This window comes from Plantibacter sp. Mn2098 (assembly GCF_049319745.1).
Lineage (GTDB): Bacteria > Actinomycetota > Actinomycetes > Actinomycetales > Microbacteriaceae > Plantibacter.
Genome location: NZ_JBMOUH010000006.1, coordinates 76089 through 95678 on the forward strand (window position 1 = coordinate 76089; position 19590 = coordinate 95678).

Annotated in this window: 15 protein-coding genes; 6 read left to right on the forward strand and 9 right to left on the reverse strand. The window is 68.8% G+C overall.

All coding sequences use genetic code 11. The annotated features are described in order from the left end of the window. The first annotated feature begins 106 nt into the window (after positions 1–106). Positions 107–1588, forward strand: a complete 1482-nt coding sequence (xylB, locus tag ACL9RL_RS10570) for a xylulokinase (RefSeq protein ID WP_422780211.1) — start codon at positions 107–109, stop codon at positions 1586–1588. Positions 1589–1648: 60 nt separating this feature from the next. On the opposite strand, the gene ACL9RL_RS10575 is transcribed toward xylB, so the two are convergent. Then, positions 1649–2452, reverse strand: coding sequence for an SDR family NAD(P)-dependent oxidoreductase (locus tag ACL9RL_RS10575; RefSeq protein ID WP_422780212.1), 804 nt, complete (start codon positions 2450–2452; stop codon positions 1649–1651). Positions 2453–2522: 70 nt separating this feature from the next. Here ACL9RL_RS10575 and ACL9RL_RS10580 point away from each other — a divergent pair, with 70 nt between their 5' ends. Both ACL9RL_RS10580 and ACL9RL_RS10585 read left to right on the forward strand, forming a co-directional pair. After that, positions 2523–3962 (forward strand): DUF2252 domain-containing protein, encoded by a 1440-nt coding sequence (locus tag ACL9RL_RS10580; RefSeq protein WP_422780213.1) that lies wholly within the window; start codon positions 2523–2525, stop codon positions 3960–3962. 258 nt (positions 3963–4220) lie between these two features. Next, a complete protein-coding gene (locus ACL9RL_RS10585; protein WP_422780214.1) occupies positions 4221–5609 on the forward strand; it encodes an APC family permease in 1389 nt (462 codons plus the stop codon). Positions 5610–5723: 114 nt separating this feature from the next. On the opposite strand, the gene ligD is transcribed toward ACL9RL_RS10585, so the two are convergent. Continuing rightward, positions 5724–6743, reverse strand: coding sequence for a non-homologous end-joining DNA ligase (gene ligD / locus ACL9RL_RS10590; protein WP_422780215.1), 1020 nt, complete (start codon positions 6741–6743; stop codon positions 5724–5726). Between the two features lie 158 nt (positions 6744–6901). Here ligD and ACL9RL_RS10595 point away from each other — a divergent pair, with 158 nt between their 5' ends. Next, positions 6902–8056 carry an NYN domain-containing protein gene (locus ACL9RL_RS10595; RefSeq protein ID WP_422780216.1) on the forward strand — a complete coding sequence of 385 codons (1155 nt, stop codon included), beginning with the start codon at positions 6902–6904 and terminating at the stop codon, positions 8054–8056. 51 nt (positions 8057–8107) lie between these two features. On the opposite strand, the gene ACL9RL_RS10600 is transcribed toward ACL9RL_RS10595, so the two are convergent. The 7 genes from ACL9RL_RS10600 to ACL9RL_RS10630 form a co-directional block, all read right to left on the reverse strand. Then, the gene (locus ACL9RL_RS10600) at positions 8108–9439 is read right to left on the reverse strand and encodes an LCP family protein (RefSeq protein WP_422780217.1); all 1332 of its coding nucleotides are present in this window, start codon (positions 9437–9439) and stop codon (positions 8108–8110) included. A 190-nt stretch (positions 9440–9629) separates the two neighbouring features. Next, positions 9630–10502 carry a class I SAM-dependent methyltransferase gene (locus ACL9RL_RS10605; RefSeq protein WP_422780218.1) on the reverse strand — a complete coding sequence of 291 codons (873 nt, stop codon included), beginning with the start codon at positions 10500–10502 and terminating at the stop codon, positions 9630–9632. Positions 10503–10619: 117 nt separating this feature from the next. After that, positions 10620–11861, reverse strand: a complete 1242-nt coding sequence (locus ACL9RL_RS10610) for a helix-turn-helix transcriptional regulator (protein WP_422780219.1) — start codon at positions 11859–11861, stop codon at positions 10620–10622. 531 nt (positions 11862–12392) lie between these two features. After that, positions 12393–13886, reverse strand: a complete 1494-nt coding sequence (locus ACL9RL_RS10615) for an NtaA/DmoA family FMN-dependent monooxygenase (RefSeq protein ID WP_422780220.1) — start codon at positions 13884–13886, stop codon at positions 12393–12395. Beyond that, the gene (locus ACL9RL_RS10620) at positions 13883–15217 is read right to left on the reverse strand and encodes an LLM class flavin-dependent oxidoreductase (protein ID WP_422780221.1); all 1335 of its coding nucleotides are present in this window, start codon (positions 15215–15217) and stop codon (positions 13883–13885) included. The genes ACL9RL_RS10615 and ACL9RL_RS10620 overlap by 4 nt, the downstream gene beginning before the upstream one ends. Continuing rightward, positions 15214–16308, reverse strand: a complete 1095-nt coding sequence (locus ACL9RL_RS10625) for an LLM class flavin-dependent oxidoreductase (RefSeq protein ID WP_422780222.1) — start codon at positions 16306–16308, stop codon at positions 15214–15216. The genes ACL9RL_RS10620 and ACL9RL_RS10625 overlap by 4 nt, the downstream gene beginning before the upstream one ends. Beyond that, a complete protein-coding gene (locus ACL9RL_RS10630) occupies positions 16305–16724 on the reverse strand; it encodes a DUF427 domain-containing protein (RefSeq protein ID WP_422780223.1) in 420 nt (139 codons plus the stop codon). Before ACL9RL_RS10630 ends, ACL9RL_RS10625 begins: the two co-directional genes overlap by 4 nt. A 203-nt stretch (positions 16725–16927) precedes the next feature. Between ACL9RL_RS10630 and ACL9RL_RS10635 the strand changes: the two genes are divergently transcribed. Both ACL9RL_RS10635 and ACL9RL_RS10640 read left to right on the forward strand, forming a co-directional pair. Further along, positions 16928–17773, forward strand: coding sequence for a DUF427 domain-containing protein (locus ACL9RL_RS10635; RefSeq protein WP_422780224.1), 846 nt, complete (start codon positions 16928–16930; stop codon positions 17771–17773). A gap of 193 nt (positions 17774–17966) precedes the next feature. After that, positions 17967–19550: an ABC transporter substrate-binding protein gene (locus ACL9RL_RS10640; protein WP_422780225.1), complete on the forward strand. Its 1584-nt coding sequence runs from the start codon at positions 17967–17969 to the stop codon at positions 19548–19550. Positions 19551–19590 lie beyond the last annotated feature (40 nt).

Here is a 19590-nt window from a genome sequence, read left to right on the forward strand (position 1 = left end):
AGCCTGCCCCCGGTGGCGTCGCGGGAGCACCCGCGGCGCCACCGATCGTTCACCGAGATCCATGCCAACGCACCACCCCAGATCCCGCATCAGAAACAGGAGCACCGTGACCCTCGTCGCCGGCGTCGATTCATCGACACAGAGTTGCAAGATCGTCATCCGCGACGCCCAGAGCGGTGCACTCGTCCGTGAGGGGCGTGCATCGCACCCGAACGGGACGGAGGTCGCTCCATCCGCATGGTGGGACGCGTTGCAGGAGGCGATCCTCGACGCCGGCGGACTCGACGACGTCGCGGCGATCTCGGTCGCCGGGCAGCAGCACGGTCTCGTCGCGCTCGACGCCGACGGCCGGGTCGTCCGAGACGCGCTCCTCTGGAACGACACCCGTTCGGCGCAGGCCGCCCTGGACCTCATCGCGGAGTTCGGTGCCGACGAGCTCGCACGACGGACCGGATCCCTGCCCGTCGCATCGTTCACGTCGACGAAGGTGCGCTGGCTGCGCGATGCGGAACCGGAGCACGCCGCGCGCGTCGCGGCCGTCGCCCTCCCGCACGACTGGCTGACCTGGCGTCTGCTCGGGTACGGTCCGGCCGGCGACGACGCGAGTCCGCTCGGCCCGGTCCTCGACGCGCTGACGACGGATAGATCCGATGCGAGCGGCACCGGCTACTGGGACCCGTCGACCGGCGACTACGACCGGAGTCTGTTCACCGCTGCGCTCGGTCACGACGCCGTACTCCCCCGTGTCCTCGGCCCCGGCGACCGCGCCGGCGTCACCGTTCAGGTGAACACGCCGTCCGGTGCCGTTGTGCCGGCCGGACTCGTCGTCGGTGTCGGCGCCGGTGACAATGCGGGCGCGGCGCTCGGCCTGGGAGCCCGTGAGGGCGATGTCGTTGTGTCGATCGGCACGAGCGGCACCGTGTTCGCGGTCACCCCGGAGCGGGTGAGCGATGTCACGGGAACCGTTGCGGGGTTCGCCGATGCGAGCGGCGCCTTCCTGCCGTTGGTCGCGACGCTCAACGCAGCACGCGTCCTCGGATCGATCGCCGAAGTGCTCGACGTCGACCACGCCGAGTTCGCACGCCTCGCGCTCGAAGCAGAGCCCGGTGCCGGCGGGGTCGTGCTCGTGCCCTACTTCGAGGGAGAACGAACCCCCAATCTGCCGGACGCGACCGCGAGCATCACCGGCCTGACGATCGCGTCGAGCACCCGCGCGAACTTCGCGAGGGCCGCCATCGAGGGCATGTTGTGCGGCTTGGCGGCCGGCCTCGACGCCGTTCGTGCGGTGGGAGTGGCCGACAAGCGCTTGCTGTTCGTCGGCGGGGCGGCGCAGAACCCGGCCGTGCAGCAGATCGCGGCCCAGGTCTTCGACACCGAGGTCGTGATCCCGAAGCCGGGCGAGTACGTCGCCGATGGTGGCGCCGTGCAAGCCGCCTGGGCGCTGACCGGTGTCCGGCCTGACTGGGAGCTGGAGGTCGTCGGGCGACCGGCGCCGGACCACCGGCCGGAGATCCGCGCCGCGTACACGATCGCGGCGGCGGCTGTTGCTGAGGCGACGGCGACTCGTGTGGCCACGTCAGGTCACTGATCCACCAGCTGACGGAAGACGTCCGTCACCTCGGGTCGACGGAGCGCAGCGCGTGCGAAGCTAGTAGTCAGTCGGCGCGATCCTGCGGAGGATGCCGCCTGCGACCGGCTTCGGCAGGGCGCGGAGGGTCCGCACCAGCGCCGCCGTCTGCCAGGGGAACAGGACGTCACTGCTGCGTGACTCGATCGCACGGATGATGTGCGCTGCAGCCCGGTCCTCGGAGATCTCGAACGGGGCAGGAACTCCGTCGTCCGCGCGGCGCTTGGTCGCGATGAATCCCGGATAGACCGAGAGGAACCGGATCCCCGAGCCGCGCAACTCGATCCTCGCGGTGTCGATCAGCACCCGAGCGGCGGCCTTCGCCGCGGAGTACGGTCCCTGCATCGGCATCGCGAGGAAACCGGCGAGCGAGTTGGTGTGCACGATGACGGCGTGCTCGCGACCCGCACTCGAACCGCGTCCGCGCAGGTGGGCGATGAGCGGCACGAGGAAGTTGACGGTCGTCGAGTAGTTGAGCTGCATCGCATCGGTGATCTCTACTGCACTCGCCCGCCGGAGATTCGCGACGGGACCGGCGCCGATGTTGAGCAACGCGACGTCGATCGGCCCGACCTCGGCGACGACCCGCGCAACGAGAGCGGCTGTGCCCTCCGCGTCAGCGGCGTCGCCGTCATAGGCGACGCATCGGCCGGCACCCCCACCTCCCGACGACTCGGCCACGACCTCGTCCAACAGCTCCCGCCGCCGTCCGGTGATGACGACCGTGTGCCCCGCCGCCACGAGCCGACGTGCGACGGCACGACCGATGCCCGTCGAGCCGCCCGCGACGAGCACGGTGCGCCGAGTACCGTTCTGCAACTTCATCGATGCCTCCAGCTGGCGTGTCCACCGAACATAGCGGTCGAACACGGCGCCGGACCAGCAGAATGAGACCATGTCGACACACCTGAACCGATTGCAGGAACTCCACGCGCCAACTCGCTCGCACGCTGAGGTCGTCGAGGCCGGCCGTGTCGAACGGTCGCAGGTGCCCAGGTCGGCTCACGCCGACTACCGGATGGGCGACCGCGACCCGCTCGCGATCCTCACGGAACAGAACAACACCAGGGTCCAGTCGCTCGTCCCGCTGCGGATGGGTCGCATGCTGCAGAGCCCGTTCACCTTCTACCGAGGCACCGCCGGCATCATGGCAGCCGACCTCGCCAGGAACGCGTCGACCGACATCGAGGTCATCGCCTGCGGCGACGCACACATCAGCAACTTCGGCTTCTTCGCCTCCCCACAACGGACCCTCGTCTTCGACCTCAACGACTTCGACGAGGCGGCGCCCGCACCGTGGGAATGGGACCTCAAACGGCTGATCGGCAGCGTTGTGATCAGCGGACAGCAGTCCGGATACTCGGAGACCGACATCCGTGCGGCAGCGCTCGGCACCGCTCGGGTGTACCGCGAAACGATGGCGGCGCTGTCCCGGGCCGATGTCCTGAAGCGGTACTACGCCATCGCCGACGTCGAAACGGTGCGGAACCAGCTCAACGCCGAGGGCCGCAAGATCCTCGCCAAGGCCCGCAAGCAGGCGATGAAACGGACGTCGAGCGCCTTCCTCGAGAAGGTCACCACCCGCGCGGCCGACGGCACCCGGCTCATCGTCGAGCAGCCGCCCGTCCTCACCCACCTCCCCGAATCAGGCGAGACCGACGTCGAAGCGCTCTTCGAGCAGTACCGCGCGACCGTGTCGCCCGACGTCGCGCTGCTGCTGTCGCAATTCCGCTTGACCGACCTCGTGATGCGCGTCGTCGGCGTCGGCAGCGTCGGGACACGATGCTTCCTCCTCATCCTGACCGGGCCGCAGCAGGAGGGTATCGTGCTGCAGATCAAGGAGGCGCAGCAGTCCGTCCTCGAAGGCTACGGAGCGATCCCGGCCGGCCCGGGCGGGTTCGGCACGCCGGAGCGGCACGAGGGGCGCCGCGTCGTCGGCAACCAGCGCATCCTGCAGGCGGTGTCCGATCCCTTCCTCGGCTACCTGCGGAGCGACGGACCCATCGCGCCTGGCGGACCGGCGCCGACGAGTGCACCGCACCACGACTTCTACGTGCGGCAGTTCCGCGACATGAAGGGATCGATCGACCCAGAGTCCCTCGACCCGCAGTCGTTCACGAGCTATGTCGAGGGATGTGCGATCCTGCTCGCCCGCGGACACGCCCAGAGCCCGGACGCACCGGCCATCGCCGGGTACCTCGGTCGATCGGACGTGTTAGACCGGGCGGTCGTGGAGTGGTCGTTCGGCTACGCGAGGCAGTCGTTGCAGGACTTCCACCGGCTGCGCGACGCCGTGGCCGCGGGCGAGGTCGAGGTGGTGGACGAGGAGCGCTGAGGCTCGGCGCTGAGGCGCGACGCTGAACGTCGGCGCGCCGGCTGAACACACCTCTCAGCAGCGGCGGATGTGATCCGGCCGCTGCTTCGTCGTGTAACCGCGACGTTTCGTCCGCGTTACCTCTTACGGCCAATTTAACACCACACCTATACCACTATGACGATTGGGTGTATGAATGGGTAAACGGTTTCCCGGCTCGGGGCCGATGCGTACCTGACGCGAATCCCGAGCGCTCCAACGCAAGGATCGACGCACTCAATGACGACAGCGGCACTCCAGACCGGCGGCGACAACAGGCTCAGAAGAAGCCTCGGCACGCCGGCCCTCCTCCTCTTCGGCCTCGCCTACATGCTCCCCCTGGCGGTCTTCACCACCTACGGCCTCGTGACCGAGATCACCTCCGGCCACCTGGCCGGCGCCTACGTCGTGACCACGATCGTGATGCTGTTCACCGCGAACAGCTACGCGAGCATGGTCCGCGCCTACCCCGTCGCCGGATCGGCGTACACCTACACCCAGCGCACCTTCGGGTCCCACCTCGGCTTCCTCACCGGGTGGACGCTCCTGCTCGACTACCTCGCGCTCCCCCTGCTCAACTACCTCGTGATCGGCATCTACCTGAACGCCTCGTTCCCGGCGATCCCGATCTGGGTGTTCGTCGTGGCGTCCGTGCTCCTCGTGACCGTCCTCAACGTCGTCGGCATCATGCTCGTGTCGAGCATCAACCTCGCCCTCGTCGGTGTGCAGCTCATCTTCCTGGTCGTCTTCGTCTCCACCGGCATCAGCTTCCTCGGCGGCACCGGCCAGACGCCGGACGTCTTCGGTCCGTTGTTCGGCGGCGACGCGTCGATCGGCAGCATCGCGGCCGGCGCAGCCGTCCTGGCGCTCGCGTTCCTCGGCTTCGACGCCGTCTCCACCCTCTCCGAGGAGGCGAAGGAACCGCGGAAGTCGATCCCGCGGGCCATCCTGCTGTGCACCCTCGTCGGCGGTCTGCTCTTCACCGTCACCGCGTATGTCGCAGGACTCGTGTTCCCCGACTTCCAGAACTTCGGCAACGCGGACTCCGCGGCCCTCGACGTGATGACCCGCATCGGCGGAGCCGCCCTGTTCACCTTCTTCACGGCGGCCTACATCGCCGGTTCCTTCGCATCGGCGATCACCTCTCAGGCGAGCGTCGCCCGCATCCTGTTCGCGATGGGACGCGACGGCCAGCTCCCGAAGCGCGTCTTCGCGGTGCTGCACGCCCGCTTCCGCACCCCGTGGATCGCGATCGTCATCGTCGGACTCGTCGGGCTGTTCGGCGCACTGTTCATCCCGCTCGACGTCGCGGCATCGGTCATCAGCTTCGGCGCGCTCGTCGCATTCAGCTTCGTGAACCTCGCCGTGGTCAAGCACTACATCTTCGACAAGGGTGAGCGAGGCACAGCTGCGAACATCCGCTACGGCGTCGCACCGATCATCGGCTTCGCTCTCACGGTGTGGCTGTGGACGAGCCTCACGAGCACAACGCTCATCGCCGGTGCGATCTGGGTGGTCGTCGGCGTCGTGATCCTGGCCGTCCTGACCCGCGGATTCAAGAAGCGTCCGCCGGTAATGGACTTCACCGAGGAAGACCCGGCCGTCGAGGAGCCCGTTCCAGCGGCGTAGGTGCCGGATCCCCGGTCGCTGAGATTGTCGAAGGGCAGCACGCTTCGACAAGCTCAGCGACCGGCGTGAAAGTACAGCGACCGGGACGGACGGGAGGGCGAGCAGCCGACGGCGTCAGTCGTGCCGCGCCCGACTCGGCTGGACGCGCGGGGGCTCACCTGGCATCTTCGGGAAGTCCGGCGGGAACGGCAGCTCGCCGAGGCCCGACGCCGCATCGTGATCCCACCAGGCGAGGAGGGCATCGATGCGACCGGGTCGCTCCCCCATCCCGGCCCACGGATCGCCAACGGAGCGCAACCGCTCCGGAACGGTGAGGACCGTGAACGCGGCAGGATCGACCTCGTCGAGTTCATCCCACCCGACAGGACAGGAGACGGACGCCCCCGGCAGGGCACGCGGGCTGTACGCGCCGGCCATCGTGCGGTCACGGTTCGCCTGATTGAAGTCGACGAAGATCTTCGCTCCGCGCTCCTCCTTCCACCACTTGGTGGTCACCGTCTCCGGCAGGCGCCGCTCAAGCTCCCTGGCCGCCGCGATGACGGCGTGCCGCACCTCGAGGAACTCGTGCGTCGGCTCGATCGGTGCGAAGACGTGCAGCCCACGGTTGCCGGACGTCTTCACAAACGCCTCCAACCCCGCATCGTCGAGGACCCGCCGCAACTCGTGCACCACCGGAACCGCATCCGAGAAATCCGTCCCCGGCTGGGGGTCGAGGTCGATGCGCAACTGATCCGGGTCGTCGGGGTCGGCGGCTCTGGACGCCCACGGATGGAAGACGACCGTGTTCATCTGCGCGGCCCACACGATCGACGCCGGCTCGTCGAGGACCAGTTGTGGGTGCGAGCGGCCGCTCGGATAGACGACCGTCACCGTCCGCACGAAGTCCGGCGCCCCCTTGGGCGGGTTCTTCGAGAAGAACTGTTCGCCATCGATCCCGCCCGGGAAACGTTGCAGCGAGACGGGACGGTCGCCGTTGGCGGCGAGGAACGCCCCGGAGACCTCGATGAGGTAGTCGGCGAGCGCACGTTTCGTGACGCCGAGCTCCGGCCAGAGCACCCGATCCGGGCTGGACAGGCGCACCTCGCGGTTCCCGGACGGACCGGGAACGGTGAGCACAACGGCGTCGCCTGCCATGTCCGTATCGTACGCTCACCGACGCTCGGAGCACACCGCAACGGCGATGGCGGCCCGTGCTGCACCTGCTGAAATCACCCGAGACGCGAGTTCGATTGTCGCTCATGCCGAACACCCGACAGACTGGGTGCACATCTCCAACCGGGAAGAGCTCCGACATGACCGAACCCATCGACGCACGCGTCGCCGTCTACATCGACTTCGACAACATCGTGATCTCGCGGTACGACCAGGTGCACGGCCGCAGTCAGTTCATGCGCGACAAGCAGAAGGGGCTCACCCGAGCAGACCGGCAGGCGGATCCGGACATCGCGGAGAAGCTCAACCGCGCCACCGTGGATGTCGGGTCGATCATCGACTTCGCGTCCTCCTTCGGCACGCTCGTCCTCACGCGCGCGTACGCCGACTGGTCGGCTCCGGTCAACGCGGACTACCGCGGCCAACTCGTCAGCCGCGCGGTCGACCTCGTGCAGCTCTTCCCGGCGGCAGCGTATGCCAAGAACGGCGCGGACATCCGGCTCGCGGTCGACGCGGTCGAGGACATGTTCCGCCTGCCCGATCTGACCCACGTCATCATCGTCGCCGGCGACTCCGACTACATCGCGCTCGCCCAGCGCTGCAAACGACTCGGCCGCTACGTGGTGGGGATCGGTGTCGCCGGGTCGACGAGCCGTTCGCTCGCTGCCGCGTGCGACGAGTTCGCCACCTACGACGCACTCCCCGGCGTCAAGCCCATCCCGCCGGCGACCGTCGTCGTTGCCGAGCAGACGGGACGCGCTCCGCGCGGCACCGCAGGCAAGGACGCTGCCGAGACGCCGAACCTCAAAGCGAAGGCGACGATCCTCCCCACGTTCAGCGCCGAGGCGGGAGCCGGCCCGCAGTCGGAGTCCGGCACCATCCCGGAGCCGCTGCCCGTCATCGACCTCGGTGAGGATGACGCTGCGACCGACCGCGATGCGGCGGGCGCCGGCGCCGGCGGCGCCAAGAAGCGGCCGACGCGCCGGGCGAAGTCGCCGGTGCAGCTCGACGACGACCTCGACGACGACCTCGAGGCCGAGGACCCGCAGGACGTCGCGACCGGGCTCCTCGAACGGGCGCTCCGTCTTGGTCATGAGAAGGACGACGCCGACTGGTTGCACTCCTCCAATGTCAAGACGCAGATGAAGCGCATGGACCCCTCGTTCAGCGAGAAGGCGCTGGGCTTCCGGACGTTCTCCGACTTCGTGAAGTCGCACGACGACATCGCGGAACTCGACGAGAGCAGCACCGCACGCCTCGTGCGGCTCGCCCCGGATCTCGCCGACGAGGACTGACCCTCCGACAGAGCCCGCGAACTGGCAGTCCTGGTCGTTCTGGCGGGCTGACTACTTGGCGCAGGTGGCGTCTGCGGCGGTCTGGCCCTTCGCCTGGTCCGGCAGGGCCACTGAGGTCACCGGCGGAGCGGCCGGAGCCTCCGTCGATCCGTCCGCTGGCGTGTCCGTCGGGGCGTCGCTCGGCGTGCCGGTCCCCGGATCGCTCGCGAACGTCAATGGCTGATCCGCCTTGAGCGCCGCGAAGATCGCAGCAGACTGGTCCGCGATGGGCTGCACCCGGTTGGGGTCCGGCAGATAGTCCTCGACGGGCAGCTGGATGAGCACCATCCTGTTGAGGTCCACCCCGGCGAGCGTCCCGGCCAGTCCGACGAGCGCTGCCGGGTTGCCGAGGCCCTCGTCGACGGTGATGGACTTCGTCGCGGAATCGGCGAGGTTGAACAGCGCGACCGGGTTGGTGAGCGTCCCGGCGCTCTTCACCTTGCGCGCGAGCGAGGAGAGGAACGTCTGCTGGGCGGAGATCCGACCGAGGTCGCTGCCGTCGCCGAATCCGTGCCGCGTCCGCAGGAACGCGAGCGCCTGCGCACCCTGGATGGTGTGCTCGCCAGCGGTCAGCTGCAAGCCGGAGTACGGGTCGTCGACGTCTTCGGCGACACACACGTCGACCCCGCCGATCGCATCCGTCATACCGATCACGGCGTCGAAGTCCACCACGATGAAGTGGTCGATGTCGAGCCCCGTGAACGCCTTGATGGCGTCGAGCGAGCAGAACGGCCCGTTGTCGAGCGCGCCGTTGATCTGGGCGACGCTCTGGGCGTCGACGACCGTCCCGTCCGCCTTCGTGCACTGCGGGATCGCCATCATCGTGTCGCGCGGGATGCTGATGAGGGTCGCGTTCTTGTGGTCGGCCGAGACGTGCAGGACCATCATGACGTCGGAGCGGGCGCCCGATTCGTCCGCCTGCCCGTAGTCGCCGGTGGTCTGGCCGGTTCGGGTGTCAGATCCCATGATGAGCAGGTTGACGGCGCCGTCCCAGTTGGGGATGGTCGGCGCCTGCGACGTGCTTGTCGAGCCAGGTCGCGCGACCACGTTCTCCGAGATGTTGCCGACGACGCGGAAGTAGGTCGTCGCGGCGAAGGCGATGACCGCGATGAGGACGACGGCGAGGGAACCCGCGGTCCACCAGACGATCCGACGGCGCCTCGTCCGCTTGGTGACGCGCGAGCGGCGGGCGACGTGCCGAGGAGGGGTTTCGACCGGGATCTCGGCTTCGCGGGCGGCCGCGCGGGCTGCTGCACGGGCGTCATCCCCGCCGGCGTCGGAGCGGAGGCTCCTGCGGGAGGGCTGATCGCCGCCTGACGGTTGGGAGGGGGTCGGTCGTCGCACACGGATCCAATCAGCTCGAACCGCGCGACGAGGCACCGTCTGGACGGTCCCGGGCAACGCAGTTCTCGTTCACCTGCGTGGCCGGAACACGGCCACCGGGGCAGCCTATCCAGCGCTTGCTGAAGAGTGTCTGATACTGGGCTGATTCATCGAAACCCTCCGTTCGATGCCTCGAACTTTCAGTTTCGCATCAGGACGAGGCGTCCGTGGCTGCTTCCTCCGGCCGCCCGATGATGAGACACAGCGATCCCTCGAACTCCGGCAAGGCGCGCAGCCCACCGTGGGCAGCGTCCCACGCCCCAGATGCAAGGTCAGCGCGGAGGTCGCGTTCGAAGCGGTCCTGCACCGCCTGATCGACGAAGCTCCACGCTGAATTCGCCAGGCGTGCACCGGGGTCCAGCAGCGCCTCAGGTCGTCCGAAGTACGCCTCGCTGAACCCGTCGGTGCAGTCGAGCGGGATGGGCAGCGACCGAACTTCGACATCCCCTCCGAGCAGCCGTGCGATGTCGCGGGGCGCCGGGTAGCGCCTGGCCTCCGTCGCGATGACCTCCGGTGCGTACTCGGTGATCCACGAGCGGTCGAGCAGTTCAGGATCGCACGTCAGGATGACGACCGGGCCGGTCGTCACACGGCGTAATTCGCGCAGTCCGCCGGCGAGATCCGACCACTGGTGCACCGTGAACGTGGCCATCGACGCATCGAACGCACCGTCCGCGAACGGCAGGTCCTCCGCCGTCGCATCGATCGCCTCGACGAGGACCGCCGGACGCTGCGCACGCATCGAAGCACTCGGTTCGACCGCCGTCACATCGAGGTTGCGCGGCTCGTAGGACCCGGCCCCCGCCCCGACGTTGAGCAGCGTTCTCGCGTCGCCGAGCGCCGAGCGGATGGCCGCCGCGAGATGCGGATCCGGCTGCCGGTAGTCGATGTAGCCGCCACCGATTGCCCCGTAGTCCGCGTCGCCGGCGCTGCCGTCCGTGCTCCGAGGGTGCTCGTCGTGCGTGGTGGTCCGACCGTCGCCGATGCCGTGTGCAACGGCGGTGTTCGCGTGATCTACTCCCATCAGACGAGTGTTCCAGAACCGGGGGTCGACGCACGACCCCCAGTTCTGCACAACCGCAGATCAGGCGTCAGGCGCAGCAGAGGCCGCAGGAGAAGCAGCAGCTGCAGGAGCAACCGCTCAGAAACGCATGTCGTGCAGCAGGTCCGCCAGCTCGTCGCGGCTCGAGACCCCGGTCTTCGCGAAGATGTTGCGCAGGTGCGATTCGACCGTCCGCTTGGAGATGAACAGGCGCTTCGCGACGTCCGCCGAGGAGAAGCCGAGACCGGCCAGGTTCGCGATCTCCCGTTCACGGACGCTCAGATCGTCGAGCGTCGACGAGAACGGCGGCACCCAGATGCCGTGCCTCGCGAGCTCGCGGACACCGACGGCCGTCCGGCCGACGTCGATCTGGTCGACGAGTGCGTCAGCCACCGGTGCGTCGCACAGACGTGACAGGACCTCGGCGCGCGAGATGAGCGCCTCGCTCCGCTCACCGCAGAGCGAACGGAGGTGGATGGCGTGCAGCTCCATGAGCGGCAGGTTGTGGCGCGCAGCATACGCGTGCAGCTCACGTGCGTCCTGGAGGGCGACGTCGTCCATCCGCGCCCACAGCGATGCGAGGGCGCACAGGTACCGGATGTGGGCTTCCAGCGAACGGTTGCCGATCGACATCGCCGCGAGGGCGTCGTCGCGGGCGATCGATGCGACGAGCTGGTCGCCCTGCACCGCCGCGACGAGGGCGAGGTAGGCGGCGATGTGCGCGCTGCCGTCCGCCGGGTCGACGAGGCGTTTCGTCCGCCACTCCGTCGTGTCGAGGACGATCGCGTCGAGGAGTTCACGGGCTTCCGTCCACCGTCCGTGGGCGACGTGGATCATGGTGTGGCCGAGGGACACGAGCGATCCGTCGCGCTGCTGAGTCAGCTGGACGCCTTTTGTGCGCATCATCGCCTCACCCGTGGAGAGGATGAGCCCCGCCCGGCGGGGGCGACCGGCGAGGAGCTCGGCGAGGAGGATGCCGGCGCCGAGTTCGAGGAACGGGAGCGCCGCCCGGGAACCACAGGTGAGCTGCGCGCGCACCGCACGCTGGAAGACGTTGCCGGCGTCGCCGCGCCGCCCCTGCAATCCATGGAGGGCGACGAGTGAGGCGAAGCACTCCTCCGTGTCCGGGGTGGGTGTCGGCGCACACGCGGCTTCGAGCATCCGCGCCGCGCCGAGGAGGTCGCCGGCGTAGAAGTGGTGCTGTGCGCGCAACGCTTCCAGGCGAGCTGGCGTCGGCGGCTCTGCGCCTCGTTCCATGTCCTCGATGATGCGCAGCGCCTCATCGAGGTCGCCCGCGCCGAGGTTGGCAGCCATGGCCAGTTGGCCGAGCTCATCGTGCATGGGATGCTCCTGACGGGTCGAGCCGCGGCAGCGCGCGTGACGTCGGTCGGGCTGGGCAAGGACACGACATGATCGCATCCGCCAGTGAACAGTGTCCACGTCATCGTGAAGCACACCAGGACCGGTCGTTTTTCGGGCTCGACCGTCCGGGGCGTCGCGCGCGCTGCACACGACATCGTCACGATACCGTGAAGCGCGGCGTCGATGTCATCGGTGAGAATTACTCAGTGGCCCCCGAACGGGGACCACGGTACTCTCTCCGCCGCATCGTGTGGTGCGTCGTGATTCCCGCATCGCGAGGCGCTCGTGACGTTCGCAATTCAGGAGCACGCTCGGCGTGTCGCCGCCGCGAGGCTGGTGCGGGCTCGACACGCCGAGGCGCTCCTGAATTGCGAACGGACCGCGATGCGGATCAGCGGGATGGCGCGGGCGAGGGACTACCGTCCGCGGACGGCGACGGCCAGGCCGAACCGTCCCCGGAGCCGACGGCCGTGGTCCCGTGGATCGCCGGGTACCAGAACAGCAGGTCGTTCACGCGGACACCGAGGTGGCGGCCGGGAGGGACGCCGTTCCGCTTGCGGTCGCGGCCGCATCCGCGACTCCCGGAGGAGCAGACACAGCCGCAGGCGCGTCCGAAGCCGAGGCGCGCCGCACTGGGCGGTCGAGACCGAACCGCTCCCGCAGCGTCTCGTCGCGGTACTCGGTGCGCGTCAGCCCGCGCCGCTGCAGCTCGGGCGTCACGAGGTCGACGAACCGTTCGAGGCTGTCCGGCTGCGTGAGCCCCTGCACGATGAACCCGTCGGCGGCCCGGGACGTGAACCGCTCCTCGATCTCGTCGGCGATCTCGGTCGCCGTGCCGATGAGCGTGTGCTCGCGGAACGCCTTCGCGTAGATCTCCCGTGCTGTGACCGGGCCGGCGCCGAGCAGCGCGTCGTGGATCCGGCCAGGCGACTTGGACTCGTTCGAGACGTCGACGTCGGGTGCGTGGATGAAGGGGTCGTCCGCGGTGAGACCGGTGAGGTCCTGCCCGATAGAGTGCGAGACGTCCTCCAGGATGAGCGCATCCGGCGTCGACGCGAGCAGTTCCTCCGCGATGTCCTCTGCCTCGGCCCTCGTCGTCGCGACCACGGGGCGGATGCCGGGGAGGATCGCGAATCGCTCCGGGTCGCGACCGTGCGCTGCGACCCGTTCCTTCAAGCCCGCATAGAACTGCTGCGATGCTTCGAGCGGCAGCAACCGCGCGAAGACGGCATCGGCCGTCGCCGCGGCGAGCTCCTGCCCGGCCGGAGAACCGCCGGCCTGGAACTGCACCGGGTAGCCCTGCGGCCCCCTGGCGACGTTGAGCGGACCGCGCACCGTGAAGAACTCGCCCTGGTGGTTCGTCGTCCGCAGCTTCGCCGCGTCGGCGAACACCCCGCTCTCCTTGTCGGCGACGAACGCGTCGTCGGCCCAGCTGTCCCACAGCGCCTCGACGACCTCCACGAACTCGGCCCCGCGCTCGTAGCGCCTGGAGTGGTCGAGGTGGCTGTCGCCGCCGAAGTTGCGCGCCTCCTCGTCGTAGCGGGAGGTCACGAGGTTCCAGGCCGCTCGGCCACGGCTCAGGTGGTCGAGCGTGGCGAGGGCCCTGGCGACGTGGTACGGCTCGTTGTAGGTGGTCGAGATCGTCGCAGCGAGTCCGATGTGACGCGCGTGCACCGCGAGCGCGGACAGCAGCGTGAGCGGTTCGGGCCGCACCTGGCTGTAGTGGTCGGTCCCGGACGGGAACCGGTCCCACAGGTACAGCCCGTCGGCGAGGAAGATCGTGTCGAAGACGCCGCGCTCCGCCGTCTGCGCGAACCGCTTGAAGAAGTCGATGTCGAGGTGCCCCTCCGCATCGGCCGTCGGGTGCCGCCAGCCGGTGACGTGTCCGCCGCCAGGGTGGAAGAGGAACGCGCCGAGGAGCAGGCGCCGCTCGAACGGGGCGTCGGCGCTGCCGCCGCCGGATCTGCCGCCGCCGCTGCCGTAATACCCGTCGTTGCCGCTCATGATGCGTACCTTCCTACTGGTCGGGAGAGACCCAGGTTCTCGCGAAGCGTGTCTCCCGCGTACTCGGCGCGGTACACACCGCGGTCGATGAGACGGGGCACGATGCCGGCGACGAAGTCGTCGAGCGAATCCGGCAGGGTGGGGAACATCACGATGAAGCCGTCGGCCGCACCGCGCTCGTACCGCTCGGCGATCCAGTCGGCGAGGGAGTCCGGCGTGCCGAGGACGAACCGTCGGCGCAGGAGCGTCCGGTACAGCTCGCGGATCGTGAGGTCCTTGCCCTCGACGAGGGCGGCGATCGACGCATACCCCGACTTCGACTGGTTGAACGAGTCGTGGTCGAAGTCGAAGACGAACCGCTCGTCGATGTCCCGGTCGCTGATGTCCTCGCCGAGATAGTGCGAGAGCAGGTCGAGGGAGACCAGGTCCGGCGTGAGTTCCTCGATGAGCCGCAGCTTGTCCTCGGCCTCTGCCCTCGTCCGACCGATGATGGGCGACAGGGCCGGCAGCACACGCAGGGCTTCCGCATCCCGGCCGGCGGCGACGGCACGGCGCTTGTAGTCGTCGTAGAGCGCCGTGGCGCCGTCGATGTCGTCCGGGCTGATCGTGAAGACGGCCTCGGCGGTCCGACCGGCGAGCGCACGACCGGCCTCGGACGCTCCGGCCTGGAACAGCGGCGGATGACCCTGCGGCGGGCGCGGGACGTTGAGCGGGCCGCGGACCTGCAGGAACTCGCCGTGGTGGTCGAGGACGTGGAGCTTGTCGCGGTCCGCGAAGATCCCGGATTCGCGGTCGTAACGGAATGCGTCGTCGTCCCAGCTGTCCCACAGGCCTTGCACGACGTCGACGAACTCCTCGCCGCGCCGGTATCTGACACCGTGGTCGAGGTGGCTGTCACGACCGAAGTTGCGCGCCTCCTCGTCGCTCGCGCTCGTCACGAGGTTCCAGGCCGCACGGCCGCGGCTCAGGTGGTCGAGCGATGCGAGCTTCCTGGCGACGTGGTACGGCTCGTTGTACGTGGTGGAGATCGTCGCCGCGAGGCCGATCTTCGACGTCAGCTGCGAGAGCGCGCCGAGGAGCGTGAAAGGCTCTGGCCGGATGTTGACACCGTGCTCGATGCCGGAGGCAAAGCGGTCCCAGACGTACAGTTCGTCCGCGATGAACAGGGTCGCGAAGACGCCCTCCTCCGCGGTCTTCGCGAAGTTCGCGTAGTAGTCGAGGTCGAGGTACCGGTCGGGCTGGGCCGCCGGGGAGCGCCAGCTCGTGACGTGCTCGCCTCCCGGGTAGAAGATGCCGGCTCCGAGGGCGAGCGGCGCGCGGGCGTCGCTCATCGCGATGCCCCTGCGAAACCTGCGTCCGCGGCGGCCAGGTCGGACTCGGCCGCCTGGACCGCAGCGCGCTCCGCCGGTGGCACCCAGCCGAGCGCAGGCGCGACATCGCTGACGAACAGTTCGAGGGCGTCGTGCCTCCTGGCGAAGCTGTCGTACAGCAGCTCCACCTGCACCTGGAGGTGGGTCGTGTGCTGGAAGGACGGGTGCGATGCGATCGACTCGGTGATCTGCTCGGCCGTGCCGTAGTGGATGTTGAGCGACGCGGCGATCTCTTCGAGCGTGTTCGCGGCGGGCAGGAAGTCCTTGCCCCACTCCCACTTCTTCAGGATGCCGGCCTCCGCCTCGCGCAGTCCCGTCTCCCGGTCGACGGCCGGGTAGATGAGCGTCGAGACGGCGACGCGGGGTGTGACGCCCTCCGGCAGTCCGCGGAAGTACGCCGCCGTCGTGACCTCGCCCGGGATGGTCTGGGTCGTGCCGACGAGGACGCCGTGGCCGCGCCCTGCCGCTTCGAAGGCACTCGTGTCGCTGAGCGTCGCCTGCCAGATGCGGTCCGTGATCCCCGGCGTTGTGGGCGAGAGGATCTGGCCGGCCTCGTTCACGGGTTCGCCGTCGAGGGCTGCGATGAGCGCGTCGAGTGCACGCAGGTGGTCGGCGCGGCGCTTGCCGAGGTCGTCGGAGAGCCGCTGGCCGTATGCATCGGCGAGGCCGGGGATGCCGCCGCCGTTCGCGATGCCGAGTTCGACGCGCCCGCCGCTCAGGATGTCGAGCACCGCCGCGTCCTCAGCGACCCGGAGCGGGCTCTCCAGCGGCAGGGTGACCGCGGCGGTGCCGAGGCGGAGGGTCGTGGTGCGCTGAGCGAGGGCTGCGAGGAAGACGAACGGGGACGGCAGCCCGCCGGCGCGACGGCCCTGGGCGTCCTGCAGGTGGAACTGGCGGAGCCAGGCGTAGCCGAAGCCGAGTTGTTCGGCGTGGGCGAAGAGGTCGAGGAAGTCGCCGTACACGTCCTTCGCGGACTGTTCCTCCGCGAAGTGCGCGAAGACGCCGAGCTCCAGCGGAGCATCCGTCACGCGGTCGATCGAGAAGGCGCTCATGCGAGCACCGCCGCGGCCGCTGCGCCGTCGGCCGGAGCCGACGCCGTGATCGTGAGCGTGTCGTAGAAACCGAGGTGACCGGCGATCGGAGCCGATGCGTCGATCGGGTCGGGGTACGACCAGGCCACCGGCGTCCCTGACTCGTCGCCTGCGAGCGTCCAGTAGTCGCTCGCGTCGCCCTTGAACGGGCAGTGGCTCGTCGTGTCGATGGCGCGGAGCGCTGTCAGATCGACGTCGTCTCTCGGCAGGTAGTAGCGGACGTCGTGCCCGCGCTCGTGCAGTTCGAGCGCTGCAGAGGACCGCGCGATGAGCTGTTCGCCGTTGTGGACCTCGACCGTGCCCTGGGCCTGGACGATGCGGATGCGCTGCGCCGCCACGCGGTTCTGGGCGGTCAACGTGTCGGGAGCTGTAGTCATGGGAAGCCTCCAGGCGTGGGGTCGTCGGTAGTCGAATTGGGGCAACGCTAACGGCGTCGGCGCGGGGCTCCGTCGATGATGACGGCATGTTTCCTCCTGGCGGGCGCAGGAGTTCCCTCCACGAGCGCCGTCACCGCACACTGATCACTCGGCGCAGACGACACGTCTTCCCTGCGCCACACGCACGGAACCGATTGGACACCATGACCGCCACAGACCCCACCGCCAGGACGACCACGCCTGTGCCTCCCCGCGCACTCCCCCAGGCCGGGCCGAACCTCGTTGCACGCTTCGAGTACCCGTCGACCTGGTCGTTCAGCCCGAGCGAACGATGGCTGCGCGGCGTCGTCGGCGAGGTCGCGATCGTCGACAGCCGCGACCAGATCCTCGTGTGGGAGCCCAAGGCGAAGGTTCCGGAGTACGGCTTCCCGCTCGCCCAGGTGCGCACCGACCTGCTCGTCGAGACCGACGCGCCGCCGGCCGACCGCGGCTTCTACCGTCCACGACGCCCGGCAAGGACCTGGTACGACCTGCACGTCGACGGCCGCATCATCCGGCACGCCGCGTGGACCTGGGACATTCCGGAGCTCGAAGGATTCATCGCCGTGAACTGGTTCCACGACGTCCTGGACGCCTGGTACGAGGAGGACGAGCGTGTCATCACCCACCCGCGGGACCCGTGCAACCGCGTCGATGCGCTGCCGAGCAGTCGGCACGTCGTCGTCTCTCACGACGGCCGGGTGATCGCGGACAGCACCGACGCGGTCCTCGTGTTCGAAACGGGACTGCCGACGAGGTACTACCTGCCGAGGAACGATGTCGACCTCACGGCACTCGGGGCGTCGACCACCTGGTCCGAGTGCCCGTACAAGGGATTCGCGACCGACTACTGGACCCTGCCGAACGCCGAAGGGGTCGACGAGGACGCCGCCTGGTCGTACCCGGATCCCAAGTACCCGGTCGCCCCCATCGCCGGCCGTATTGCGTTCTTCCCCGAGCGTGTGCAGATCACGGTCGACGGTGTGGACGTCGGGACCGGTCGCCGCTGAGCGCCCCCCGCACCTCGGGGCCGTCACGCCGATGTTGCGCGATGTGTCACGGGACATTCGACCAAACGACGGATCGACTGTTCGATGGTCAACCACCGGCACCGCGCGCACCAGCGGCGAACACCCGAACAGCCTCCACACCTCCCGCCGGCTTCACAGCTCGAAGCCAGGCCGACTCCAAGGAGCCACCACGATGACCAGCAGCACAGCCCCACGCGAACGGCGCGTCCCGCGCCTGCCGCGACTCCCCCGAATCCCCGGTTTCCGCGCCATCGCGGCGGCCGTCACCGTCGGCGCACTGGCCGTCGCCCTGTCCGCGTGCGGCGCGCCGGCCGCCGGCGGCACCGCATCGGCCGCTCCCGCCATCTTCAAGGTCGGCATCAACGACCCGGGCGGTGACATCGACCCGACGACCGTCGCCGACTACAACGCGATGATCGTCACCGGCCTCGCCTCCGACGGCCTCGTCGGCGTCGACGCGAAGGGTGGACTCTTCCCGCGCCTCGGCACGAAGTGGGAGCCCTCCGCGGACGGCCTCACCTGGACCGTGACGCTCCGCGAGGGCGCGAAGTTCAACGACGGCACCCCGGTCACGGCGAAGGACGTCGCCGCGACGTTCGAGACGATCATCGCCCCGGACAGCACCTCACCAGGCAAGAGCAGCTTCGCCGGGGTCCTCGACCACGCCGCCCCGAACTCGGACGGCACAGCGGTCGACTTCACGCTCATCCGTCCGTTCTCCGACTTCCCGCGCCTGCTCTCCGGTGCGAACGTGAACATCCTGCCCGCCGGGTACAAGCCGGGTGACTGGTTGAAGCACCCGATCGGCGCCGGCCAGTTCGTCCTCGACTCCTACACCCCGGGTCAAGGAGCCAAGTACTCCAAGAACAAGGACTACTGGGACGCGAAGGACATCCACCTCGACGGCGTCGAGCTCAAGATCTACGCCGACCCGCAGGCGACCCTCCTCGCCTTCCAGGCCGGCGAGATCGACCGCATCGGCCTGACCTCCGAGGTGCGCTCCGCCGTGGACGTGTCGAAATACGACACGGTCTCCTCCGGCTACAACAAGTTCGACGGCATCTTCCTCAACCAGTCCGTCGCACCGTTCAACGACCCGACCATCCGTGAGGCGCTCGCCTGGGCGATCGACCGCAAGGCGCTCGTCAAGGACGTCTACGACGGAGCAGCGGACGTCGCGAACGACTCGGTGTACTTCCCCAACTACGACGTGCAGCCCAAGGGGCTCGAACAGCGCGAGCAGAACCTGCCGAAGGTCGCCCAGCTGTTGAACGGTCGCACCGTCTCGTTCACGATCACCACCGCGAACCAACTCTACGGCGAGGTGTTGCAGCAGCAGCTCAACGCCGTCCCCGGGTTCGACGTCAAGCTGAGCGTCCTCACCAGCCCGCAGTACTACGCGGACGGCGACGACTCCCCCTGGCTGAACGCGCCGCTCACCATCACCAACTGGGCAGCCAGGACGCCGTCGCAGTACGTCGGCCTGATCTTCACGACCGGTGCGGCCTGGAACGCGTCCCACTACAGCAACCCGACACTCGAACAGGCGTCGGCCGCGTTCGATGCGACGACCGACAACGCTGAGCGTCAGAAGTACGTGAACGAGATCGCCGGGATCGAGTGGAAGGACCTCGCGGTCATCGTTCCGACGTTCGCTCGGGCCGAGGTGCTCCAGAACAAGCGCATCGAGGGCACGTTCAAGGGCGTCTTCGACTTCCCGACCGGGTTCGCGTTGACCGGCATCTCGATCAAGTAGCCGCATCGATCGACCAGTCACCATCACAACCGACCACCAC

Bases quoted from the DNA above. Each gene is read 5' to 3' on its own strand.
- ACL9RL_RS10630 (WP_422780223.1), bottom strand. From the start codon at position 16,724: ATGACTACAGCTCCCGACACGTTGACCGCCCAGAACCGCGTGGCGGCG.
- ACL9RL_RS10575 (WP_422780212.1), bottom strand. From the start codon at position 2,452: ATGAAGTTGCAGAACGGTACTCGGCGCACCGTGCTCGTCGCGGGCGGC.
- ACL9RL_RS10580 (WP_422780213.1), top strand. From the start codon at position 2,523: ATGTCGACACACCTGAACCGATTGCAGGAACTCCACGCGCCAACTCGC.
- ACL9RL_RS10635 (WP_422780224.1), top strand. From the start codon at position 16,928: ATGACCGCCACAGACCCCACCGCCAGGACGACCACGCCTGTGCCTCCC.
- ligD (WP_422780215.1), bottom strand. From the start codon at position 6,743: ATGGCAGGCGACGCCGTTGTGCTCACCGTTCCCGGTCCGTCCGGGAAC.
- ACL9RL_RS10620 (WP_422780221.1), bottom strand. From the start codon at position 15,217: ATGAGCGACGCCCGCGCGCCGCTCGCCCTCGGAGCCGGCATCTTCTAC.
- ACL9RL_RS10640 (WP_422780225.1), top strand. From the start codon at position 17,967: ATGACCAGCAGCACAGCCCCACGCGAACGGCGCGTCCCGCGCCTGCCG.
- ACL9RL_RS10625 (WP_422780222.1), bottom strand. From the start codon at position 16,308: ATGAGCGCCTTCTCGATCGACCGCGTGACGGATGCTCCGCTGGAGCTC.
- ACL9RL_RS10615 (WP_422780220.1), bottom strand. From the start codon at position 13,886: ATGAGCGGCAACGACGGGTATTACGGCAGCGGCGGCGGCAGATCCGGC.
- ACL9RL_RS10595 (WP_422780216.1), top strand. From the start codon at position 6,902: ATGACCGAACCCATCGACGCACGCGTCGCCGTCTACATCGACTTCGAC.
- ACL9RL_RS10585 (WP_422780214.1), top strand. From the start codon at position 4,221: ATGACGACAGCGGCACTCCAGACCGGCGGCGACAACAGGCTCAGAAGA.
- ACL9RL_RS10610 (WP_422780219.1), bottom strand. From the start codon at position 11,861: ATGCACGATGAGCTCGGCCAACTGGCCATGGCTGCCAACCTCGGCGCG.
- ACL9RL_RS10605 (WP_422780218.1), bottom strand. From the start codon at position 10,502: ATGGGAGTAGATCACGCGAACACCGCCGTTGCACACGGCATCGGCGAC.